The following is an 18,145-nucleotide window of genomic DNA, read 5'->3' as shown; positions in this document are numbered from 1 at the left end:
ATACGTAGGATAATTTATTCGAAAGTAAAATCATCAGCATTCATCAATGTCAGCTCTAAGTAATTGACGATAAATTTAGATTAGCAGAGAATTCGACTAAACAAATTGCTAGAACTATACGTAGGATAATTTATTCGAAAGTAAAATCATCAGCATTCATCAATGTCAGCTCTAAGTAATTGACGATAAATTTAGATTAGCAGAGAATTCGAAAATAAAACCATCAAGATTTATGAAAGAAATTCTAAAGTCAAACGTAATTTCTATAACAAGTACACATGAAATTTGGCTTTCAAGTTAGCTAGAAGAAGGATCACAGCACTTAGGATCTATAAAATTGGACCATAATCAGTAAATAACCTCTATTTTAACAATAGTTATAAATGAACTATAATTTATATTATGTAAAATAGAAAATAGCAACCAACCTATCTTAATAGTATTAAAATACTGATAATGTGTTTTATATCTAAGATTAAGAACAACATGCAAAGCTATCTGTTCCTAAAAGAAATCCCAATTTGCTAACAAATAGCAACACAATTTATTTCTTTACCATCATTTTATAATTATAGCATGCAATAAGCGTTCTATTCCATATATATTTTATTAATTTTGTTTTACTAAATAATCTCAAGTATGAATACAATTGCAAATAACATTGCCGATTTTCTTAAGGAATATGCACCATTTAAATATTTAAGTTTTGATGAGTTAGCTGCAATTGCTACTAATATTAGAGTATTAAATTTAGAAGTCAATAAAACCTTGTTTAAAGTCGACGATCCCTTGCATGATGTATTTTATGTGGTCGCTTCAGGATTGGTTAATTTAACGGTTGTTGTAGACGCTGAAGAGAATATTTTAAACAAATGTCATGAAGGCGCCATCTTTGGTTTACGCCCGTTTTTTGCTAAAAACAACTACACCATGACTGCAAAAGCGCGTGAAGAGAGTATTTTGTACGCTATTCCTATCGCTATTTTTAGACCTTTTGTAGCTAATAATACGGATGTACTTAACTTCCTTTTGGAAAATTTTGCCATTAATACACGAAATTCTAAAGACAAAGAGAGCATGCATAATAATCAGGTTTCTGATTCTGTTTTTTATACAGGACAAACTTCTGAGATGCAATATTTTCAAACCTTGTCATACAACAACAGTCCGATAACGGTTGCACACAGTGATACGATTCAGGAAACAGCACAATTAATGGCCGAGTCTAAGAATACTTGCGCAGTAATTTGCAGTAATAAGATTCCCCTAGGAATTGTTACTGATAGTGATATGTCTCGTAAAGTTGCAACCGGAAGATTTGCTGTTACTAGTACAATAGATAAAATTATGGTGTATCCAGTAATCACGGTTTTAGAAAATATTTCTTTGGCCGAGGCGCAGTTACTAATGCTTAAAAACAATGTATCTCATTTGTGCGTAACGCAAGATGGTTCTGATAAAACTGCTGTAAAAGGCGTCATTTCAGAACATGATTTAGTGGTTGCTCAAGCAAATAATCCTGGTGTTTTAGTTAAAGAAATTAAACGCGCTCACGATGCAAACGATTTAAAACAAATTCGTTTTAGATTAGCAGATCTCGTGCAGAATTCGATCCAGAAAAATATCCCTTTAACACATGTGAATAACATTGCTAGTGAAATCACTTTTGCATTATTAAAACGTGCCATAGAGTTGTCTATTTTAGAATTAGGCTCCCCTCCTGCTCGTTTTGCTTGGTTGAGTATAGGGAGTCAAGGCCGAAAAGAACAATTATTACCAACAGATCAGGATAGTATCTTAATATTTGAAGATGTTACACCTGAAAAATATAGAGAGGTAAAAGATTATTTCTTAAATCTTGCCAGTAAATCTACTGACATATTAGAAAGTGTGGGCTATGAAAGCTGTCCTAACGGTCACATGGCCAAAAATATCTTGTGGTGTAAATCGCTTACAGACTGGATGAAACAGTACAATAACTGGATCAATATGCCGGGCGAACATAGCGGTGATTTAAGCAGTATTTTCTTTGACTATGAGTTGGTTTATGGCGAGCAAAAAATTGAGGATGCCATTAGTAGTACTGTTTTTCAAAATATGGAAAACAACACCCTGTTCTTTGACTTTTTAGGAAATGATGCGTTGCGTAAAAACTCTCCTTTAACATTTTTCAAAAATTTCAATGTTGAAGAAGAAGGTCCTCATAAAGATAAATTTGATATAAAAACTAAAGCGTTAATGCCGTTGATTGATGGTGCTCGTTTGTTTACTTTGAGTTTTAAAGTCAAAGGAATCAACAACACCTATATCCGTTTCAAGCAACTGGCAATGGTAGATCCTAAGCATGCAGAAACCTATTTAGAATGTGCCGAAGCTTTTCTAGTACTATCAAAAATTAGAACTTTAGAGGGAATAAAAAATGATAGTTCGGGACAATTTGTTAATTTAGAGGAATTATCTAAGATTGATAGAGACAAATTAAAGAACGCCTTGGCGCCAATGCGAAAATTAGAAGACCTGATAAAAGACAAATTCCAACTGACACATTTTTCATAATTATGCTAGACTGGCTTAAAAATATTAACAAAGAGTACCCTGAATTTTACAAAGAATATCTAGCTAAATTTGGTGAAAAATCCACTAGATATGTGATGCTATCAACTGAAACTACTGGATTAAATCCAAAGGATGATGTTGTGTTGACTATATCTGCTTTTGCCGTGGTTGACAACAGTATTTTAATAGGTGATAATTTTGAGCACATTTTGCTGCAGTACAAATACTTTCATGACAACAAACTTTCTAATGAGTTTATTATCGAAAGTAAAATGGAAAAATTAAGCGAGCCAGAAGCACTCGAGAAGTTTATCAATTATTTAGGGAATGCTGTAATCGTGGGTCATCATATTGATTTTGATGTTGAAATGATTAATGCCGCCTTAGAGCGTTTGGGTTGTGGACGATTAAAAAACGAAGCGCTAGATATTGATATTATGTATCGAAAACTACAAGATATAACTGATAAAGAATTTTCACTAGTCGAACTCTCAGAGGCTTTCAAAGTTCCTGTGAGCGAACGTAATTCGTCTGCTGATGACGCTTATACTATTGCTTTATTATTCTTAAAATTAAAATCGAGACTAGGAATTAAGTAAAGATGCTACTGTAATAATATACTCGTAGTCACCATGATGTGTAATAGAAACTGGAAATTCTTGTTGGCTCTTTATATCAATTAAGTAAGGTATCCCTTTCTTTTTTAAAACTTGTTTGCGATCATTTAAAGTAACTATTTGCTCTAATAACTCGATAGTAGTAGCAGCAACAGTATACACCTTGTGAAGATCCATGATTGTTTTTGTATAATATATGCTGCCTTGACAGCTGACTGTTCCGCTATGTTCATCACTATATTCGCAAGATAATTGTAAAGGCATAAAAGCTCTTTTACCAGTTTCTCGAATGAAAATTTTATAGGCAGCCTCTTTCCTACTCCATAGATTCCATACCATGAAATCTTGATTTTCGGCTTGTTGAATAAGCGTAATTTCTTGGTTAGTAAATAGTTTTTCAAGATAGCCTTTGCGGCGCCAGTTGTTTTCTTTTTTGGCTACAGCCAAATCTACTACATCATTTCCAATCATTCACAAAATATTGATTTAAAGATTTTTATATAGTATTACCTAATGTATTACTATACCTTATTTCAAGGCTAATTTTTCTTCTATAACTGCAACGGTAGCTTCTACATTTAGCATTTTCTCCATTGCTTCATTGTCAATTTGGATATTAAAAAAATCCTCAACATCTAATACAATATCCACTAAATTAGCTGAATTGATATTTAAGTCTTGTATAAAATCTGTTTGCTCTGTCAAAGTCTCCAGTGCTTCTTTATCAGTCACAAAAGGAGCAATAATATTTTTCAAATTTTCGATAATAGTGATTCTTTCCATTTATTTTATTTTTCAAATTTTTTAAATACAATACATCCGTTCACATCCCCAAAACCAAAACTGGCTTTTACAACGATGTTTACCGGTATTTCTATTAGTTTTTGTGGTACTTTGCTAGCATCTATTATTGCAGTAACTTCGGGATGAAGGTCTTCACAATTTATACTGGGGAATATAAAACTCTCATGAATTTGTAAAATACTAGCCACACACTCAATACTTCCTGCAGCTGATAAGCAGTGACCAACCATCGATTTAAGCGAATTGATATAAGGAAAATCATTGCCTCTCAGCTCAAGCGCCTGACTCCAGTTCTCAATCTCTAATCCGTCCTTAGTTGTTGCAGTGAGATGTCCGTTAATGGTATCAATCTTTCTAGGATCTATTCCACTATTTTTTATAGCATCTCGTATACACTTTTGAACCGCAACCGTATTAGGAGCTGTCATGGTTCCAGTGCCTCTTTGACCTCCTGAGTTGATATTACCTCCTTTTATCTCAGCGTATATTCTAGCACCTCGCGCCAGCGCATGCTCTAAATCTTCTACAACAAAAGCGCCTGCACCACTACCTGGAACAAAACCAGACGCGGTGGCACTAAGTGGTCTCGAACCCGTCTCAGGACTATCATTGTGTTTAAAAGTACAGACTCGCATGGCGTCAAAACCTCCCCAAATATAAGGTCCAGAATCACTAGTGCTACCAGCAAGTATGCGCTTTGCTTGTCCGGATTGTATTCGATCATAAGCCATCATCAAACTCTCTGTTCCCGTTGTACAAGCAGAGGAATTTGTGGTAACCTGATTGCCTAATCCTAATTTACCCGCCAGATAAGCGCTAATCCCACTATTCATAGTTTGTGCCACAGCAGTGCTCCCCAATCGCTTTGTTTGGAAATTATCAATTTTATAAATGCTTTCGCGAAATTTCTCAATTCCCGACGTTCCAGCTCCAAAAATTGTTCCAGAATCCCAATCAGGATCGGTTGCAGTAGTGATCTCGAGACCGGCATCTTTCCAAGCGTCTAGCCCTGCGATTACGCCATAGAGTATTCCGGTAGAATTAAAATTTCGTAGTTCTAATTCAGTAAAATAGTCTGCTATTTTTTCAGTAGAGAGGATTGGTTTGCCTGAAATTTGACAGGAGAATTTCAATCGCTCTAAGTCGGGATCTTTTTTTATACCCGAAATACCATTTTTTATCGCATGAGAAAATGCTGTTAGTCCCACGCCGTTAGGGGCAACGACTCCCATTCCTGTTATGACTACTCTCCTACTCATCTTTAGCTTTATTTTCAATTATCATTCCTGCTATTTCTCCTCGACATACTTCAATACCTAAGGCATTGCTCATGCTGACTTTGCATTTTAATTTCCCGAATCTAAAATAAATTTTCTCAGATGTAACCGTTACTTTTTCATTAGGATAAACAGCTTTTAAAAATTCGATAGTGCTTGATGTTAAAGCAATTGCTACTTGTGCGTTAGCTTCTTGATTTAAAAGATAAATTCCTAAACACACTACGCCTATTTGAGCCATGGTTTCAGTAAGTATGACTCCAGGAGTAACTGGATTGTCCTTAAAATGGCCTTTATAAAAATCAGCATGCTCTTTAAAAGTGTAGCTACCCACCACACCATCAGCACTTATTTTAGTAAGGCTGTCTACAAACAAAAAAGGTTCAGTATACGGGAGTTTATCAATAATTGCAGTAGCATCCATTTTTTCTTAAAATTAAAATTCGAGTAAAACACGTTGTGCCGAAAAGCCAGGACCAAAGCTCAACATTAATCCTAATTCACCCGCTTGCGGTTTACTATCCATAATGCGCTCCAGAACATACAAAACAGTAGCACTAGACATGTTACCATATAATTTAAGTACTTCCTTAGTGTCGTCTATATTCTTACCTAAGTCAGAAAATAAGGCTTCTACAGTTTGCACTATTTTTTTTCCGCCGGGATGGAATATCAAATGATCTAGCGCCTCTATTTTTAAATTATTTTTTTCTAAAAAAGGATGAATAATCGCTGGAAAATGCGACGCTATGGTATTAGGAACTTCGATATCAAGTACCATTTGTAAACCAGAATTAGTTAACTTAAAACCCATCATGTGCTCGTTATCATAAAAGTGATACATAGCTTCATCAAGAATTCGCGCACCTGCATCTTCCTCACAAGAAGAGAGTAACACGCAAGCAGCGCCATCACCAAAAATTGCTGCACTAACAATATTTGCCATTGAAAAATCATCCAACTGAAAAGTAGCCGTAGGACTTTCTACTGCAATCACCGCAGCTCTTTTTCCAGGATTAGCTTTCAAAAAATTCTTTGCATAAATAATTCCTGAAACTCCTGCAGCACAACCCATTTCGGTAACGGGAAGCCTAACAATATCTTGTCGTAATTTTAATTTATTGATTAAATAAGCATCTAGTGACGGAATCATTATTCCGGTGCAGCTTACCGTGATTATAAAGTCTAAATCTTCGGGTTGCCACTTTGATTTTTCTAAAGCTTTCACGAGTACTTTTTCACCTAAATCAATCACTTCTCTGGTGTAAATTTCATTGCGTTCTTGAAATGAAGATTGCGTAAAAACTTCGATAGGATCCATAATAGAATACCGCTTGTCTACAGCAGCACCTTCAAATATTTTTTTTACTTTTCGAATAAATCGCTCGTCTTGATTTACCAACCAATGATCCAAAAAAGGAAGGATTTCCGCTGTGGTTCTTGAATATTTAGGTAATTGCTTGCTTACTGAACTAATTTTTACACTCATATTTTATATATTATCCATTGGTACCTAAAAGCCCATTTCCATTTAACATCGTATTTTCTGAAGCCTAATTTTTTAGAAAACTGAATCAAGTCTACTTTCTTAAATCCTCGTAATATAGAGACTAATCCATCTTCACGTGACATATCGTTTAATCCAAATACTTTACACAACGCTTGGAAAGAACGGTAAGCTATTTTACTTCTATGCAAGTCATTGATTACAACTCCCAAAGTGGCATTATTGTAAAAAACCCGCAACAGTTGTTGGATTTGATCGTCTTTAAAATGATGTAATGTCAACGTACAAAGTACAATGTCGTATTTAAGATTTTCAAATTCTTTATCAAATATATTTTCGCATAAATAGGAAATATTGGCATAGTTTGTTGATAAGGCTCTTGCATGTGTAATTGTGAAATTATTAGCATCAATTCCTACCAATTTGAAAGTGAGCCCTTTGCTTGTTGCATAATCTGCTAGTGCTCTCAGCATATCTCCATTGCCACATCCCACGTCAACAATGGTAAACTCACGCTTTTTTTCGGCGGTAGACAACATGTCTTTCACTCCGTTAAGTGTTAGTTTATTGCCGCCTAGCAGTTGATTGATACTCGCTATTTTATCTAGGGCATCACGAAGTACTTCGCCTTCCATGGCAAAATCATCCATGATTTCCTCTTGATCTGTTCTACATTTTGTACTTAAACCCATCTATGATTCAACTGTAAGTGGTTTTCCATGCGTTTGCTTTATTATGTATGGTAAGATAAATTTGAAAGTAGTGACCATTTTTAGCACCAGATTAGCACTAGTTTTGTTTTCTAAAATTAGTGATAAAAAACGGCCTGCTTGTATTCTTTTATTAAAAGTATACTTCCATTTTTTCTGGTACTCTTTTTCTAAAGCAGCTCTACTTTCTATTGTGTTGTTATTGTACTTAATAATTAATTCTGATGCTATCTTGGCACTGTGTATTGCCATTGCCATACCATTGCCACAAAGTGGATGAATGAGCCCCGCAGTATCCCCTATCATGATTATATGCTCTTCTACCGCTTGCTTTTTATCAAATGAGATTTGGCTAATCGTTAATGGCTTTTCAAAAAGCAAGTTGCTATTAGTAAATAAATCTTTTAAGTGAGGGTTTTTTGTCATTACAAATTCTTGGAAATCAGTAATGTTTTTATATTTTTTAAAGGCATCGTAATTAACTATATAGCAAACATTTACGACATCGTTCTCTACTTTTGAAACACCACAATAGCCCCCATCAAAATTATGCAAGCTCACCATATTATTTGTAATATTTGCTTGATAATGTGCCTTTACCGCCAGCCATTTTGACTTTCTATCCATGAAAGCTCGCTTCAATTTAAGATCGATATTTGATCGCTTACCAAAAGCACCTAAAACCAAGTCGGCAGTAAACGTTTGATTACTTTGTGTGCTAATCGTAAAAATATCCTTATCGAAATCGACATTTTCGAAATCGACATTTTCTACTTGATCAATAATTATTTGACAACCGTTAGAAAGTGCTTCTTGATATAGGTATTCATCCAAAGCAAATCTACTGATACCAAAACCACCTAAAGGCAAAGTAGTGGTAATTACATGACCAGCAACGGTAGAAAATCTCAAATCAGTTATTGTTTTAGCTTTTATACCAGTCAAATCAAGACCTAACCAATCAAAGTAAGGAAGTACTTCGTTAGAAATATATTCTCCGCATACCTTATGTCTAGGATAACTATGTTTCTCTATCACTGTGACAGCAATACCGCTTTTAGCTAAATGAATCGCAGCTGTAAGACCAGCCAGTCCACCTCCAATAATTAATACCTTTTTTGATTTCATCTTGCCGTAAATTTATGCAATAGCAATACGATGAAGTTATAGAATTTAAAGAATACTTTATAGAACTATCGAGTTTTTTACTAAAAATTTTTAAACAAAATTATCGTGAGTTGTTGTAGTACCAGATTGATTTTGTGCGGTCGCGTAACGATTCCCCGTAAATTCTTCAAAAACTTCCAATTCAAATTCGCTAGTTATCGTTAATAAGTGATCAAAAATATCCGAAATAATGTTTTCATACTTAAGCCAGTCTTTCTCTGAACTAAAGCAGTAAATTTCGAGTGGTAAACCTTTAGAAGTAGCCTCTAATTGGCGCACCATAATCATCATATCTTTATTAATATTAGGATTTGCTGTGATGTATTTTTCGGCATAAATTCTGAAAACCCCCACATTGCTTAACCTTCTTATCGTTGCTGGAATCTCTTCATTCGCTGATAATTCGGTATTGTATTTATTGACAGCGGCAGTTTGCTCATTAATATATGACTTGATCATCTTATAATTTCCAAATTTCTCTAGCATTTTTTCATCGCAAAATTTAAAACTACTCACCTTTAAATATATGGCTCTTTTAATACGTCTACCTCCAGAATTGCTCATTCCGCGCCAGTTCTTGAAAGAGTCAGTTATAAAAGCATAGGTAGGAATTGTGGTAATGGTTTTGTCCCAGTTTTGCACTTTTACAGTGTTTAAATTAATAGATAAAACATCACCGTCAGCATCAAATTTAGGCATCGAGATCCAGTCTCCCACTCGCACCATATCATAAACAGACATTTGTACACTAGCAACAAAACCGAGGATTGTATCCTTGAATATCAATAATAAAATGGCAGTCATTGCTCCCATTGCTCCTAGAAAGTAAAACGGACTCTTCCCTAAAATTAAGGACAGTACTAATATTAAGCCAACAAAGTAAACAACAATTTTTAAGACCTGAATATAAGTAGTAATTGGTTTGTCTTTTAATGCTTTAGCACCAGATAAGATGATTCCGAAAACCGTCAATAAGTTTAATAAAGACCTGAAAATAACGATGATAATAAATATATTTGAAAGTAAAATCACATACTTTATCAACGAAGGAAAATCACCAAAGATGTATGGTGCCGCAAGCACGATAATAAATGCTGGCACGAGGTAAGCTATTTTTTCAAAAACCTTTTTCTCAACTAAAATATCATCCCAGGCAGCCTTTGTTTTTAAAATAAATTTATTGACTAAACTAACGACAAAAAATTTGGTTAAAAAGTAGGCAATCATGCTCACAATAAATAGCACGGCAATGAGTGTAATTAATTTTAAATAGAGTGCTACGGTAGGATGTAACCCAAAATCATTAATAAAAAGATGATCTAACCAAACTGCGATATTGTATTTATTTTCTAATTCTTTCATTCAAAGTGTGCTTTAATTGTAAATATAGCACTCCTATTATGGCTTGTCAAAAAGTCATTCAAAGATTATAAAAGGATTAACAGACAGCTTACTACTTGTTACAAAAAACAAAGCCCTTTCAATTTTAATCGAAAGGGCTATATACAAGAAGATTTTAAATGCTATTTAGCACCATCTTTTATATGTTCAATAATTTCTGGATTTAGCAAAGTAGAAGTATCACCAAAGTTAGAGAAGTCCCCTTCTGCAATTTTTCTAAGGATTCTACGCATAATTTTTCCCGAGCGTGTTTTTGGCAATCCATCAACAAACTGAATTTTATCTAACTTGGCAATCGGACCAACGTGGTCAGATATATGTTGGTTTATTTCCTTAAACAAGTTCTCTTTATTTCTAATCTCACCAGTTTCTTTAAGGATTACATAACCATAAAGTGCCTTACCTTTAACATCATGAGGGAAACCTACAATTGCACTTTCTGCAACTGCTGGATGTTCGTTTATGGCATCCTCAATAGGCGCAGTTCCTAGATTATGTCCAGAGACGATAACAACATCATCTACGCGACCGGTGATGCGGTAGTACCCCACTTCATCTCTTAAGGCACCATCACCAGTAAAAAACTTACCTGGAAAAGCAGAGAAATACGTATCAATATATCGTTTATGATCTCCCCAGATTGTGCGTGCAATACCGGGCCATGGAAATTTAATACAAAGACTACCTACAACTTGATTTCCTTCTATCTCGTTGCGTTTATCATCCATTAAAACGGGTTGAATTCCCGGTAACGGAAGAGTGGCATACGTTGGTTTTGTTGGGGTTACAAAAGCGAGTGGCGAAATCATGATTCCTCCAGTTTCGGTTTGCCACCAAGTATCAACTACAGGGCATTTTTTTGCTCCTACATGGTCGTTGTACCAGTGCCAAGCCTCTTCATTAATAGGCTCCCCTACTGAACCAATTACCTTCAGTGATTTCAGAGCATACTTATTAACATACTCTAAATTTTCTTTGGCTAAAGCCCTAATAGCAGTGGGTGCCGTATAGAACTGTGTAATCTTATGTTTCTCTATAATTTGCCAGAAGCGACTAAAATCAGGATAAGAAGGTACACCCTCAAAAATTACCGTAGTGGCACCATTTAATAGCGGTCCGTAAACGATATACGAGTGTCCTGTAATCCATCCAATATCTGCAGTACACCAGAAAACATCTGTTTCCTCGTAAGCAAAAACATTTTTAAAAGTATACGCACTTTGTACCATATAGCCTGCAGTAGTATGCACCATCCCTTTTGGTTTACCTGTAGATCCTGATGTGTACAGAATAAATAAAGGATCTTCTGCATCCATAATCTCAGCAACCGAATTATCTGAAGCCTCATCTACAAGTGGTTGCATCCAGTAATCTCTACCTTCTTTCATGTTAACCGCTGTATGTGTTCTTTTTACTACCAGCACTTTTTCTACAGTATCACATTGTTCTAATGCTTCATCTATAATTTCTTTAAGAGCAATGGTTTTGCTTCCGCGAAAGCCACCATCAGCTGTAATTACCATTTTGCAACCGCTATCTGTAATTCTATTAGTTACCGCCGATGCAGAGAAACCAGCAAAAATCACAGAATGTATTGCTCCTATTCTAGCACATGCCAATAAAGCCACAGCTAATTCTGGTATCATGGGTAAATAAATACACACACGATCACCTTTTTTAATCCCCTGATCACGCAAAACGTTAGACATTTTACACACACGCTGATGTAATTCATTGTAGGTAATATGCAACGCTTCCTCTTCTGGATTATTGGGCTCAAAAATGATAGCAGTTTTATCTCCTCTCTTATTCAAGTGGCGATCAATTGCATTTTTAGTAATGTTAAGTTTGGCCTCAGTGAACCATTTGATGTCACCTTCAGCCATATTAAAATCGACAACCTTATCCCATTGCTGGTACCAAGTAAAATTTTCTTCGGCGATTTTTCCCCAAAATTTTCTTGGTTCTCGAACAGATTTGTTATAATGTTTGAAATATTGTTCTAGATTGTCAACTTTATAGTAACTCATGCTTTTTAATTTTTTATAAATGTATTAAAACTCTCTGTATTGCTGAAACAATTTTAGCCATTAATTCCTATGAAATCATGGCTAATTATCAATATATGATGGCATAATGTATGAATTTATTAAAAACAGCCCTTTTTTAAAATAGCTACTATTAAAAAAAGGCGATACAGTACAACTGTATCACCTTTTTAGATAATAATTATTCAAACCAATAAATAAAACTTAAAACAAAAAATAACAATTTAACCTTCTACATCAAAACGACGATCTAGAAGATTAAATAGTCTTTTTTAAGCATAAGAGCTCCCTGCATTAAATTATATATTAATAATAAAGTAAAAATATAAATCCTTTAAATAAAAGGAATTACTTCACTTAGTAAGTGTGTCTACTAAGTGAACGTAATGAGCGGTCAGATGCATTTTATATTTTATGCTATGTTGTTTACTAATTCAAAATACAGAAAACAATGCATGTATACCCATTTAAACACACGACTTGTGTGGCAATTCCCTCTATAATTTATCCTATTTTTTTCATAGCCGTCATAGACTCACGCAACCACTCGCCCACTTGCTCGATTGGATGTACTCTAATACTTTTATTTACAGCAATTAGCACTGCATTATCAACACTATTAGACGTTGAGAATGGTGTACCTATGATATTAGTCTCTACTGATTTCATGAAATCTGTTAACAAAGGTTTACACGCATGATCAAATAAGTAACAACCGTACTCTGCTGTATCAGATATGATTCTATTCATTTCGTATAATTTCTTTCTCGCTACTGTATTTGCAATCAAAGGCAATTCGTGTAACGATTCATAATATGCAGATTCTGCAATGATCCCAGATTCAGTCATTGTTTCAAAAGCTAGTTCAACACCTGCTTTTACCATAGCAATCATCAATACACCATTGTCAAAATACTCTTGTTCAGAGATTGCTGCTTCTTGCGGAGCCGTTTTTTCGAAATTAGTTTCTGCAGTTGCCGCTCTCCATGTTAGTAAATTAACATCATCATTATCCCAGTCAATCATCATATTTTTTGAAAATTCGCCAGAGATAATATCATCCATGTGTTTATGAAACAACGGACGCATAATGTCTTTTAATTCTTCAGAAAGTCTGTACGCTTCAATTTTAGCAGGATTAGACAAACGATCCATCATGTTTGTAATTCCACCATGTTTCAAGGCTTCTGTTACTGTTTCCCATCCGTACTGAATTAATTTTGAAGCATATCCTGGTTCGATTCCTTTTTCTACCATTTTGTCAAAACATAGGATAGAACCTGTTTGCAACATTCCGCAAAGAATAGTTTGCTCTCCCATTAAATCTGATTTCACTTCAGCAACAAATGAGGAATTCAAAACTCCAGCTTTATGACCACCTGTAGCTACTGCATAAGCTTTTGCTTGTGCAAAACCATCTCCATTAGGATCGTTTTCTGGGTGAACGGCAATCAATGTTGGTACCCCAAAACCTCTTTTATATTCTTCACGTACTTCTGATCCTGGGCATTTAGGAGCACACATAATAACGGTAATGTCTTTACGAATTTGCATTCCCTCTTCAACAATATTGAATCCATGAGAATAAGCAAGTGTTGCTCCTTTTTTCATCAAAGGCATAATCGCCGTCACAACTGCTGTATGTTGCTTGTCTGGCGTAAGGTTACATACTAAATCTGCAGTAGGAATCAACTCTTCATAGGTTCCCACTTTAAATCCATTGTCTGCGGCATTCATATATGAAGCTCTTTTTTGGTCAATTGCCTCTTGTCTTAATGTATAAGAAATATCTAAACCAGAATCTCTCATGTTTAATCCTTGATTCAAACCTTGAGCTCCACAACCTACGATAACTACTTTTTTACCTTTTAAAGCTGCGATTCCATCAGCAAACTCTGATTGGTCCATGAATTCGCAAACGCCTAATTGTTCTAATTGTAATCTAAGTGGTAATGAATTGAAATAATTTGCCATTTTTATATTTTTAATTTTGTTTTAGTTCTTCTAATAATGCTGAAATTTCCATTTTCTCTTTAGAAATAGATATTCTCCCGGAGCGTACAAATTGCATAATTCCGTACGGTTTTAATTTCGAATACAATTCTTCTATTTCTGATCTTTTTCCTGATTTCGAAATCACAAAGAATTCTCTTGCTACAGTGACAATCTCAGAGTTGCTTTCTTTGATAATATTCTGAATTTGCCTTTCGTCAAAAAGTAAACTAGATTCAATTTTGAACAGCGCATTTTCAAGAAATATCGTCTCATCATCGACATGGTAAAATGCTTTGATGACTTCGATTTGCTTTTCGATCTGACCTACAATGTTTTGTACCCATTTTTCGGTAGTATTCACTACAATTATAAATCTTGAAACTGTCTCAATCTCTGATTCTGAAACATTTAAACTTAGTATATTAATGTGACGCTTTAAGAATATACCTGATATTCTATTTAATAGTCCAACGTTATTTTCTGAATAAACAGAAATTGTGAATGTTTGATTTTCCATTTTTTTTATGTTGAAAGTTTGTGTTTAGAGTGTATTGTTGGAATTACTTTTTTCAAATTTGCGCCAACTTTAAACCTTAAACTTTTAACTATTTTAAGACAAACGAATGTCTGAAACTGATGCACCTGTAGGTATCATTGGGAATACATTATTTTCTTTTTCTACCATTACCTCAAGAAAGTAAGACTCTTTTGAAGCCATCATCTCTGCAACAGCAGCATCAAGATCTTCTCTTTTAGTTACTTTTTTAGCTTTGATATAATACCCCTGTGCAATAGCTACAAAATTAGGATTGGTCATTTCAGTAGAAGCATATCTTCTATCAAAAAATAACTGCTGCCACTGGCGCACCATTCCTAAAAACTCGTTGTTTAGCACTACAATTTTTACGGGTACTTTTGTTTGAAAAATAGTTCCTAGTTCTTGAATTGTCATCTGGAACCCACCATCACCTATGATGGCAACAACTTCTCTTTCTGGCATTCCCATCTTAGCTCCTATCGCTGCAGGTAGTGCAAACCCCATGGTTCCTAAACCTCCCGAAGTAACATTACTCTTAGAATGATTAAACTTAGAATAACGGCAAGTAAACATCTGGTGTTGCCCCACATCAGAAACCATAATGGCATCTCCATTTGAATGTTTATTGATCATTTCTATCGTCTCACCCATAGAAATTCCTTTGCCATTTGTAGGTGCTAACTCTTCATCAATTACTTTCTTACACTCAATTTTGTATAATTCCTTGAATTTATTATGCCAGTCGTCATGTGATTTACTAGCTATTAAAGGTAGAATTGCTTCAAGAGCTTCTCTCACATCGCCTAAAACAGCTACATCTGTTTTTACGTTTTTGTCTATTTCAGCAGGATCAATATCAAAGTGAATCACTTTTGCTTGCTTAGCATAGGTTTCTAAATTTCCTGTAACACGGTCGTCAAAACGCATACCTAAAGCAATTAAAACATCGCACTCATTAGTCATGATATTAGGCGCATAATTTCCGTGCATCCCTAACATCCCAACATTTAAAGGGTGATCTGTAGGCAAAGCAGACAAACCTAAAATTGTCCAAGCAGCAGGAATTCCAGTCTTTTCGACGAACTGTTTAAACAATTCCTCGGCCTTTCCAAGAATAATTCCTTGTCCAAAAACGATTAATGGTTTTTTAGCATTGTTAATTAAAGTGGCCGCGGCTTTTACCTTATCTATTTTTAATCTAGGCACAGCAACATAACTTCTAATTTTAGTACATTTTTCATATGAAAAATCCAGCATGTCGAACTGAGCATTTTTAGTAATATCTACTAATACTGGACCTGGACGACCTGATCTAGCAATGTAGAAAGCTTTTGCCATAATCTCTGGTATCTCAGATGCTTCTGTGATTTGGTAATTCCACTTAGTCACTGGAGTCGAAATGCCAATAATGTCCGTTTCTTGAAAAGCATCAGACCCTAGCAAATGTTTACCCACTTGTCCCGTGATACACACCATAGGCGTTGAGTCAATTTGTGCATCTGCAATACCGGTAACTAAATTAGTTGCTCCAGGTCCCGAAGTTGCGATTGCCACACCCACTTTACCTGTTGCTCTAGCAAATCCTTGTGCAGCATGCGTTGCACCTTGTTCATGGCGCACTAGTACATGATGCAGTTCATCTTTAAACTTATATAATTCGTCATAAACCGGCATGATCGCTCCACCTGGGTAGCCGTAAACCAAATCTACTCCTTCTGCTAATAGACATCTAATAACGGCTTCTGCGCCTGATATTTTATTTGTTTCCATCGGATATAATTTATTCGCGCTGAGACTAATGCTCTTTGCTTTATTTGTCAGTTACACATCCAGTGGATGCGCTTGATACTGAGCGAATGTATTTTAGTAAAACTCCTTTTTTGATACTCGATTCGGGTTGTACCCATTTTGCTTTTCTTGCAGCAAACTCATCGTCAGAAATTTTTAAATTAATAGTGTTTTTGATTGCATCAATAGTGATAATGTCACCATTTTCTACCAGTGCAATTCCACCTCCATCAAAAGCTTCGGGCGTTACGTGACCTACAACAAAGCCATGTGAACCACCAGAGAATCTACCATCAGTAATCAAAGCGACACTTTTTCCTAAACCTGCACCCATAATCGCTGATGTTGGTTTAAGCATTTCAGGCATTCCTGGCCCACCTTTAGGTCCACAGTACCTAATGACGACTACATTACCTGGTTTTACCTCTCCGGCACGAACGCCTTTTATTACATCATGTTCATTTTCAAAAACGATAGCATCTCCTTCAAAATATTCTCCTTCATTACCGCTAATTTTTGCTACGCATCCTTCTTCGGCAAGATTACCGTAAAGGATTTGGATATTTCCTGTTGCTTTTAGTGCCTTTTGGATTTCGTGAATTACTTCTTGTCCGTCATTTAAGTCAGGAACAGCAGCCAAGTTTTCAGCTAATGTCTTTCCGGTTACAGTCAAGCAATTTCCATGTAGAAGTCCTTCTTTCAATAAGTATTTCATTACTCCTGGAACCCCACCTACTTCATGTAAATCCTCCATTAAGTATTTACCACTAGGTTTTAAATCAGCTAGTAATGGCGTTTTATCACTAATGTCTTGGAAATCTTTTAATGTGATTTCGATATCAACAGAATGCGCCATTGCAATTAAGTGCATAACCGCATTTGTAGAACCACCTAAAACCGCCACCATCGTAATCGCATTTTCAAATGCTTCACGAGTCATTATGTCTCGAGGTTTGATATCTTTTTCTAACAATATTCTAATTGCTTTACCAGCATCAATACATTCTTGTTTTTTCTCTTGGCTTAAAGCCGGATTAGAAGAGCTATATGGTAAACTCATTCCTAAGGCTTCAATCGCTGATGACATGGTGTTAGCCGTGTACATTCCACCACAAGCTCCAGCACCAGGGCAAGCATTTTTTATAACACCTTTAAAATCTTCGGGTTCAATTGTATTACTAAATTTTTTCCCTAAAGCTTCAAAAGCAGAAACAATATTCAAAGATTCTCCTTTCCATTTTCCAGAATGAATTGTTCCTCCATAAACCATAATTGATGGACGATTTACGCGACCCATTGCAATTACAGATCCTGGCATATTCTTGTCACAACCAGGAACAGCAATTAATCCGTCATACCATTGTGCTCCCATAACTGTTTCGATAGAATCAGCGATTACGTCTCTCGATACTAGTGAAAAACGCATACCATCAGTACCATTTGAAATCCCGTCACTTACTCCTACAGTATTAAAAATAAGACCTACTAGATCTTCTTTCCACACTCCTTTTTTAATGTCTTTGGCAAGGTCGTTTAAGTGCATGTTACACGTATTCCCTTCGTAACCCATACTTACTATCCCAACTTGTGCTTTTTTAAGATCTTCTTCTGTTAATCCTATTCCGTATAGCATTGCTTGTGCTGCTGGTTGCGTTTCGTCTTGGGTGATGGTTTTACTATATTTATTTAATTCCATTATCTATTTTATAACTGTATTTTTAATTTCTTTTACTTGAT

General features: G+C 35.3%; 15 protein-coding genes. 2 read left to right on the top strand and 13 right to left on the bottom strand.

Going from position 1 to position 18,145, the window contains the following annotated elements; translation table 11 throughout:
- Nucleotides 1-639 precede the first annotated feature (639 nt).
- Together HNQ00_RS00670 and HNQ00_RS00665 are read left to right on the top strand one after the other, a co-directional pair.
- Entirely contained in the window at nt 640-2,556 is a 1,917-nt protein-coding gene (locus HNQ00_RS00670) for a DUF294 nucleotidyltransferase-like domain-containing protein (RefSeq protein WP_173836087.1), read from the top strand.
- Nucleotides 2,557-2,558: 2 nt separating this feature from the next.
- Nucleotides 2,559-3,155 carry a 3'-5' exonuclease gene (locus HNQ00_RS00665; protein ID WP_173836085.1) on the top strand — a complete coding sequence of 199 codons (597 nt, stop codon included), beginning with the start codon at nt 2,559-2,561 and terminating at the stop codon, nt 3,153-3,155.
- Here HNQ00_RS00665 and HNQ00_RS00660 read toward each other — a convergent pair.
- The 13 genes from HNQ00_RS00660 to ilvD all read right to left on the bottom strand — a co-directional run bounded on the left by HNQ00_RS00660 (nt 3,141) and on the right by ilvD (nt 18,104).
- On the bottom strand, nt 3,141-3,644 hold the full coding sequence (locus HNQ00_RS00660; RefSeq protein WP_173836083.1) for a 4'-phosphopantetheinyl transferase family protein: 504 nt from the start codon (nt 3,642-3,644) through the stop codon (nt 3,141-3,143). The two genes, HNQ00_RS00665 and HNQ00_RS00660, sit on opposite strands and share 15 nt — an antisense overlap.
- 57 nt (nt 3,645-3,701) lie before the next feature.
- On the bottom strand, nt 3,702-3,956 hold the full coding sequence (locus HNQ00_RS00655) for an acyl carrier protein (RefSeq protein WP_173836081.1): 255 nt from the start codon (nt 3,954-3,956) through the stop codon (nt 3,702-3,704).
- A 5-nt stretch (nt 3,957-3,961) separates the two neighbouring features.
- Nucleotides 3,962-5,236 (bottom strand): beta-ketoacyl-[acyl-carrier-protein] synthase family protein, encoded by a 1,275-nt coding sequence (locus tag HNQ00_RS00650; protein WP_173836079.1) that lies wholly within the window; start codon nt 5,234-5,236, stop codon nt 3,962-3,964.
- The gene (locus HNQ00_RS00645) at nt 5,229-5,678 is read right to left on the bottom strand and encodes a 3-hydroxyacyl-ACP dehydratase FabZ family protein (RefSeq protein WP_173836078.1); all 450 of its coding nucleotides are present in this window, start codon (nt 5,676-5,678) and stop codon (nt 5,229-5,231) included. The genes HNQ00_RS00650 and HNQ00_RS00645 overlap by 8 nt, the downstream gene beginning before the upstream one ends.
- A gap of 12 nt (nt 5,679-5,690) precedes the next feature.
- Nucleotides 5,691-6,743 carry a type III polyketide synthase gene (locus HNQ00_RS00640; protein WP_173836076.1) on the bottom strand — a complete coding sequence of 351 codons (1,053 nt, stop codon included), beginning with the start codon at nt 6,741-6,743 and terminating at the stop codon, nt 5,691-5,693.
- Nucleotides 6,740-7,453 carry a methyltransferase domain-containing protein gene (locus HNQ00_RS00635; RefSeq protein WP_173836074.1) on the bottom strand — a complete coding sequence of 238 codons (714 nt, stop codon included), beginning with the start codon at nt 7,451-7,453 and terminating at the stop codon, nt 6,740-6,742. Before HNQ00_RS00635 ends, HNQ00_RS00640 begins: the two co-directional genes overlap by 4 nt.
- On the bottom strand, nt 7,454-8,599 hold the full coding sequence (locus HNQ00_RS00630; protein WP_173836072.1) for an NAD(P)/FAD-dependent oxidoreductase: 1,146 nt from the start codon (nt 8,597-8,599) through the stop codon (nt 7,454-7,456).
- Nucleotides 8,600-8,689: 90 nt separating this feature from the next.
- Nucleotides 8,690-10,000: a mechanosensitive ion channel family protein gene (locus tag HNQ00_RS00625; RefSeq protein ID WP_173836070.1), complete on the bottom strand. Its 1,311-nt coding sequence runs from the start codon at nt 9,998-10,000 to the stop codon at nt 8,690-8,692.
- Nucleotides 10,001-10,161: 161 nt separating this feature from the next.
- A complete protein-coding gene (acs, locus tag HNQ00_RS00620) occupies nt 10,162-12,069 on the bottom strand; it encodes an acetate--CoA ligase (protein ID WP_173836068.1) in 1,908 nt (635 codons plus the stop codon).
- A gap of 522 nt (nt 12,070-12,591) precedes the next feature.
- Nucleotides 12,592-14,061 carry a ketol-acid reductoisomerase gene (gene ilvC, locus HNQ00_RS00615; protein ID WP_173836066.1) on the bottom strand — a complete coding sequence of 490 codons (1,470 nt, stop codon included), beginning with the start codon at nt 14,059-14,061 and terminating at the stop codon, nt 12,592-12,594.
- A gap of 10 nt (nt 14,062-14,071) precedes the next feature.
- Complete coding sequence (ilvN, locus tag HNQ00_RS00610) at nt 14,072-14,599, bottom strand: acetolactate synthase small subunit (RefSeq protein ID WP_173836064.1); 528 nt, start codon at nt 14,597-14,599, stop codon at nt 14,072-14,074.
- 93 nt (nt 14,600-14,692) lie between these two features.
- Nucleotides 14,693-16,390, bottom strand: a complete 1,698-nt coding sequence (gene ilvB, locus HNQ00_RS00605) for a biosynthetic-type acetolactate synthase large subunit (RefSeq protein WP_173836062.1) — start codon at nt 16,388-16,390, stop codon at nt 14,693-14,695.
- Nucleotides 16,391-16,430: 40 nt separating this feature from the next.
- Nucleotides 16,431-18,104 (bottom strand): dihydroxy-acid dehydratase, encoded by a 1,674-nt coding sequence (ilvD, locus tag HNQ00_RS00600; protein WP_173836060.1) that lies wholly within the window; start codon nt 18,102-18,104, stop codon nt 16,431-16,433.
- Nucleotides 18,105-18,145 lie beyond the last annotated feature (41 nt).

It is taken from the genome of Flavobacterium aeripolare (assembly GCF_013294025.1).
GTDB lineage: Bacteria > Bacteroidota > Bacteroidia > Flavobacteriales > Flavobacteriaceae > Flavobacterium.
This window is presented reverse-complemented; position numbering and strand designations above follow the sequence as displayed.

What these genes read in the sequence shown, in the direction of transcription:
- ilvB (WP_173836062.1), bottom strand. Translation starts at nt 16,390, where the DNA reads ATGGAAACAAATAAAATATCAGGCGCAGAAGCCGTTATTAGATGTCTA.
- HNQ00_RS00665 (WP_173836085.1), top strand. Translation starts at nt 2,559, where the DNA reads ATGCTAGACTGGCTTAAAAATATTAACAAAGAGTACCCTGAATTTTAC.
- HNQ00_RS00670 (WP_173836087.1), top strand. Translation starts at nt 640, where the DNA reads ATGAATACAATTGCAAATAACATTGCCGATTTTCTTAAGGAATATGCA.
- HNQ00_RS00650 (WP_173836079.1), bottom strand. Translation starts at nt 5,236, where the DNA reads ATGAGTAGGAGAGTAGTCATAACAGGAATGGGAGTCGTTGCCCCTAAC.
- HNQ00_RS00625 (WP_173836070.1), bottom strand. Translation starts at nt 10,000, where the DNA reads ATGAAAGAATTAGAAAATAAATACAATATCGCAGTTTGGTTAGATCAT.
- ilvD (WP_173836060.1), bottom strand. Translation starts at nt 18,104, where the DNA reads ATGGAATTAAATAAATATAGTAAAACCATCACCCAAGACGAAACGCAA.
- HNQ00_RS00635 (WP_173836074.1), bottom strand. Translation starts at nt 7,453, where the DNA reads ATGGGTTTAAGTACAAAATGTAGAACAGATCAAGAGGAAATCATGGAT.
- acs (WP_173836068.1), bottom strand. Translation starts at nt 12,069, where the DNA reads ATGAGTTACTATAAAGTTGACAATCTAGAACAATATTTCAAACATTAT.
- HNQ00_RS00630 (WP_173836072.1), bottom strand. Translation starts at nt 8,599, where the DNA reads ATGAAATCAAAAAAGGTATTAATTATTGGAGGTGGACTGGCTGGTCTT.
- ilvN (WP_173836064.1), bottom strand. Translation starts at nt 14,599, where the DNA reads ATGGAAAATCAAACATTCACAATTTCTGTTTATTCAGAAAATAACGTT.
- HNQ00_RS00660 (WP_173836083.1), bottom strand. Translation starts at nt 3,644, where the DNA reads ATGATTGGAAATGATGTAGTAGATTTGGCTGTAGCCAAAAAAGAAAAC.
- HNQ00_RS00655 (WP_173836081.1), bottom strand. Translation starts at nt 3,956, where the DNA reads ATGGAAAGAATCACTATTATCGAAAATTTGAAAAATATTATTGCTCCT.
- HNQ00_RS00640 (WP_173836076.1), bottom strand. Translation starts at nt 6,743, where the DNA reads ATGAGTGTAAAAATTAGTTCAGTAAGCAAGCAATTACCTAAATATTCA.
- ilvC (WP_173836066.1), bottom strand. Translation starts at nt 14,061, where the DNA reads ATGGCAAATTATTTCAATTCATTACCACTTAGATTACAATTAGAACAA.
- HNQ00_RS00645 (WP_173836078.1), bottom strand. Translation starts at nt 5,678, where the DNA reads ATGGATGCTACTGCAATTATTGATAAACTCCCGTATACTGAACCTTTT.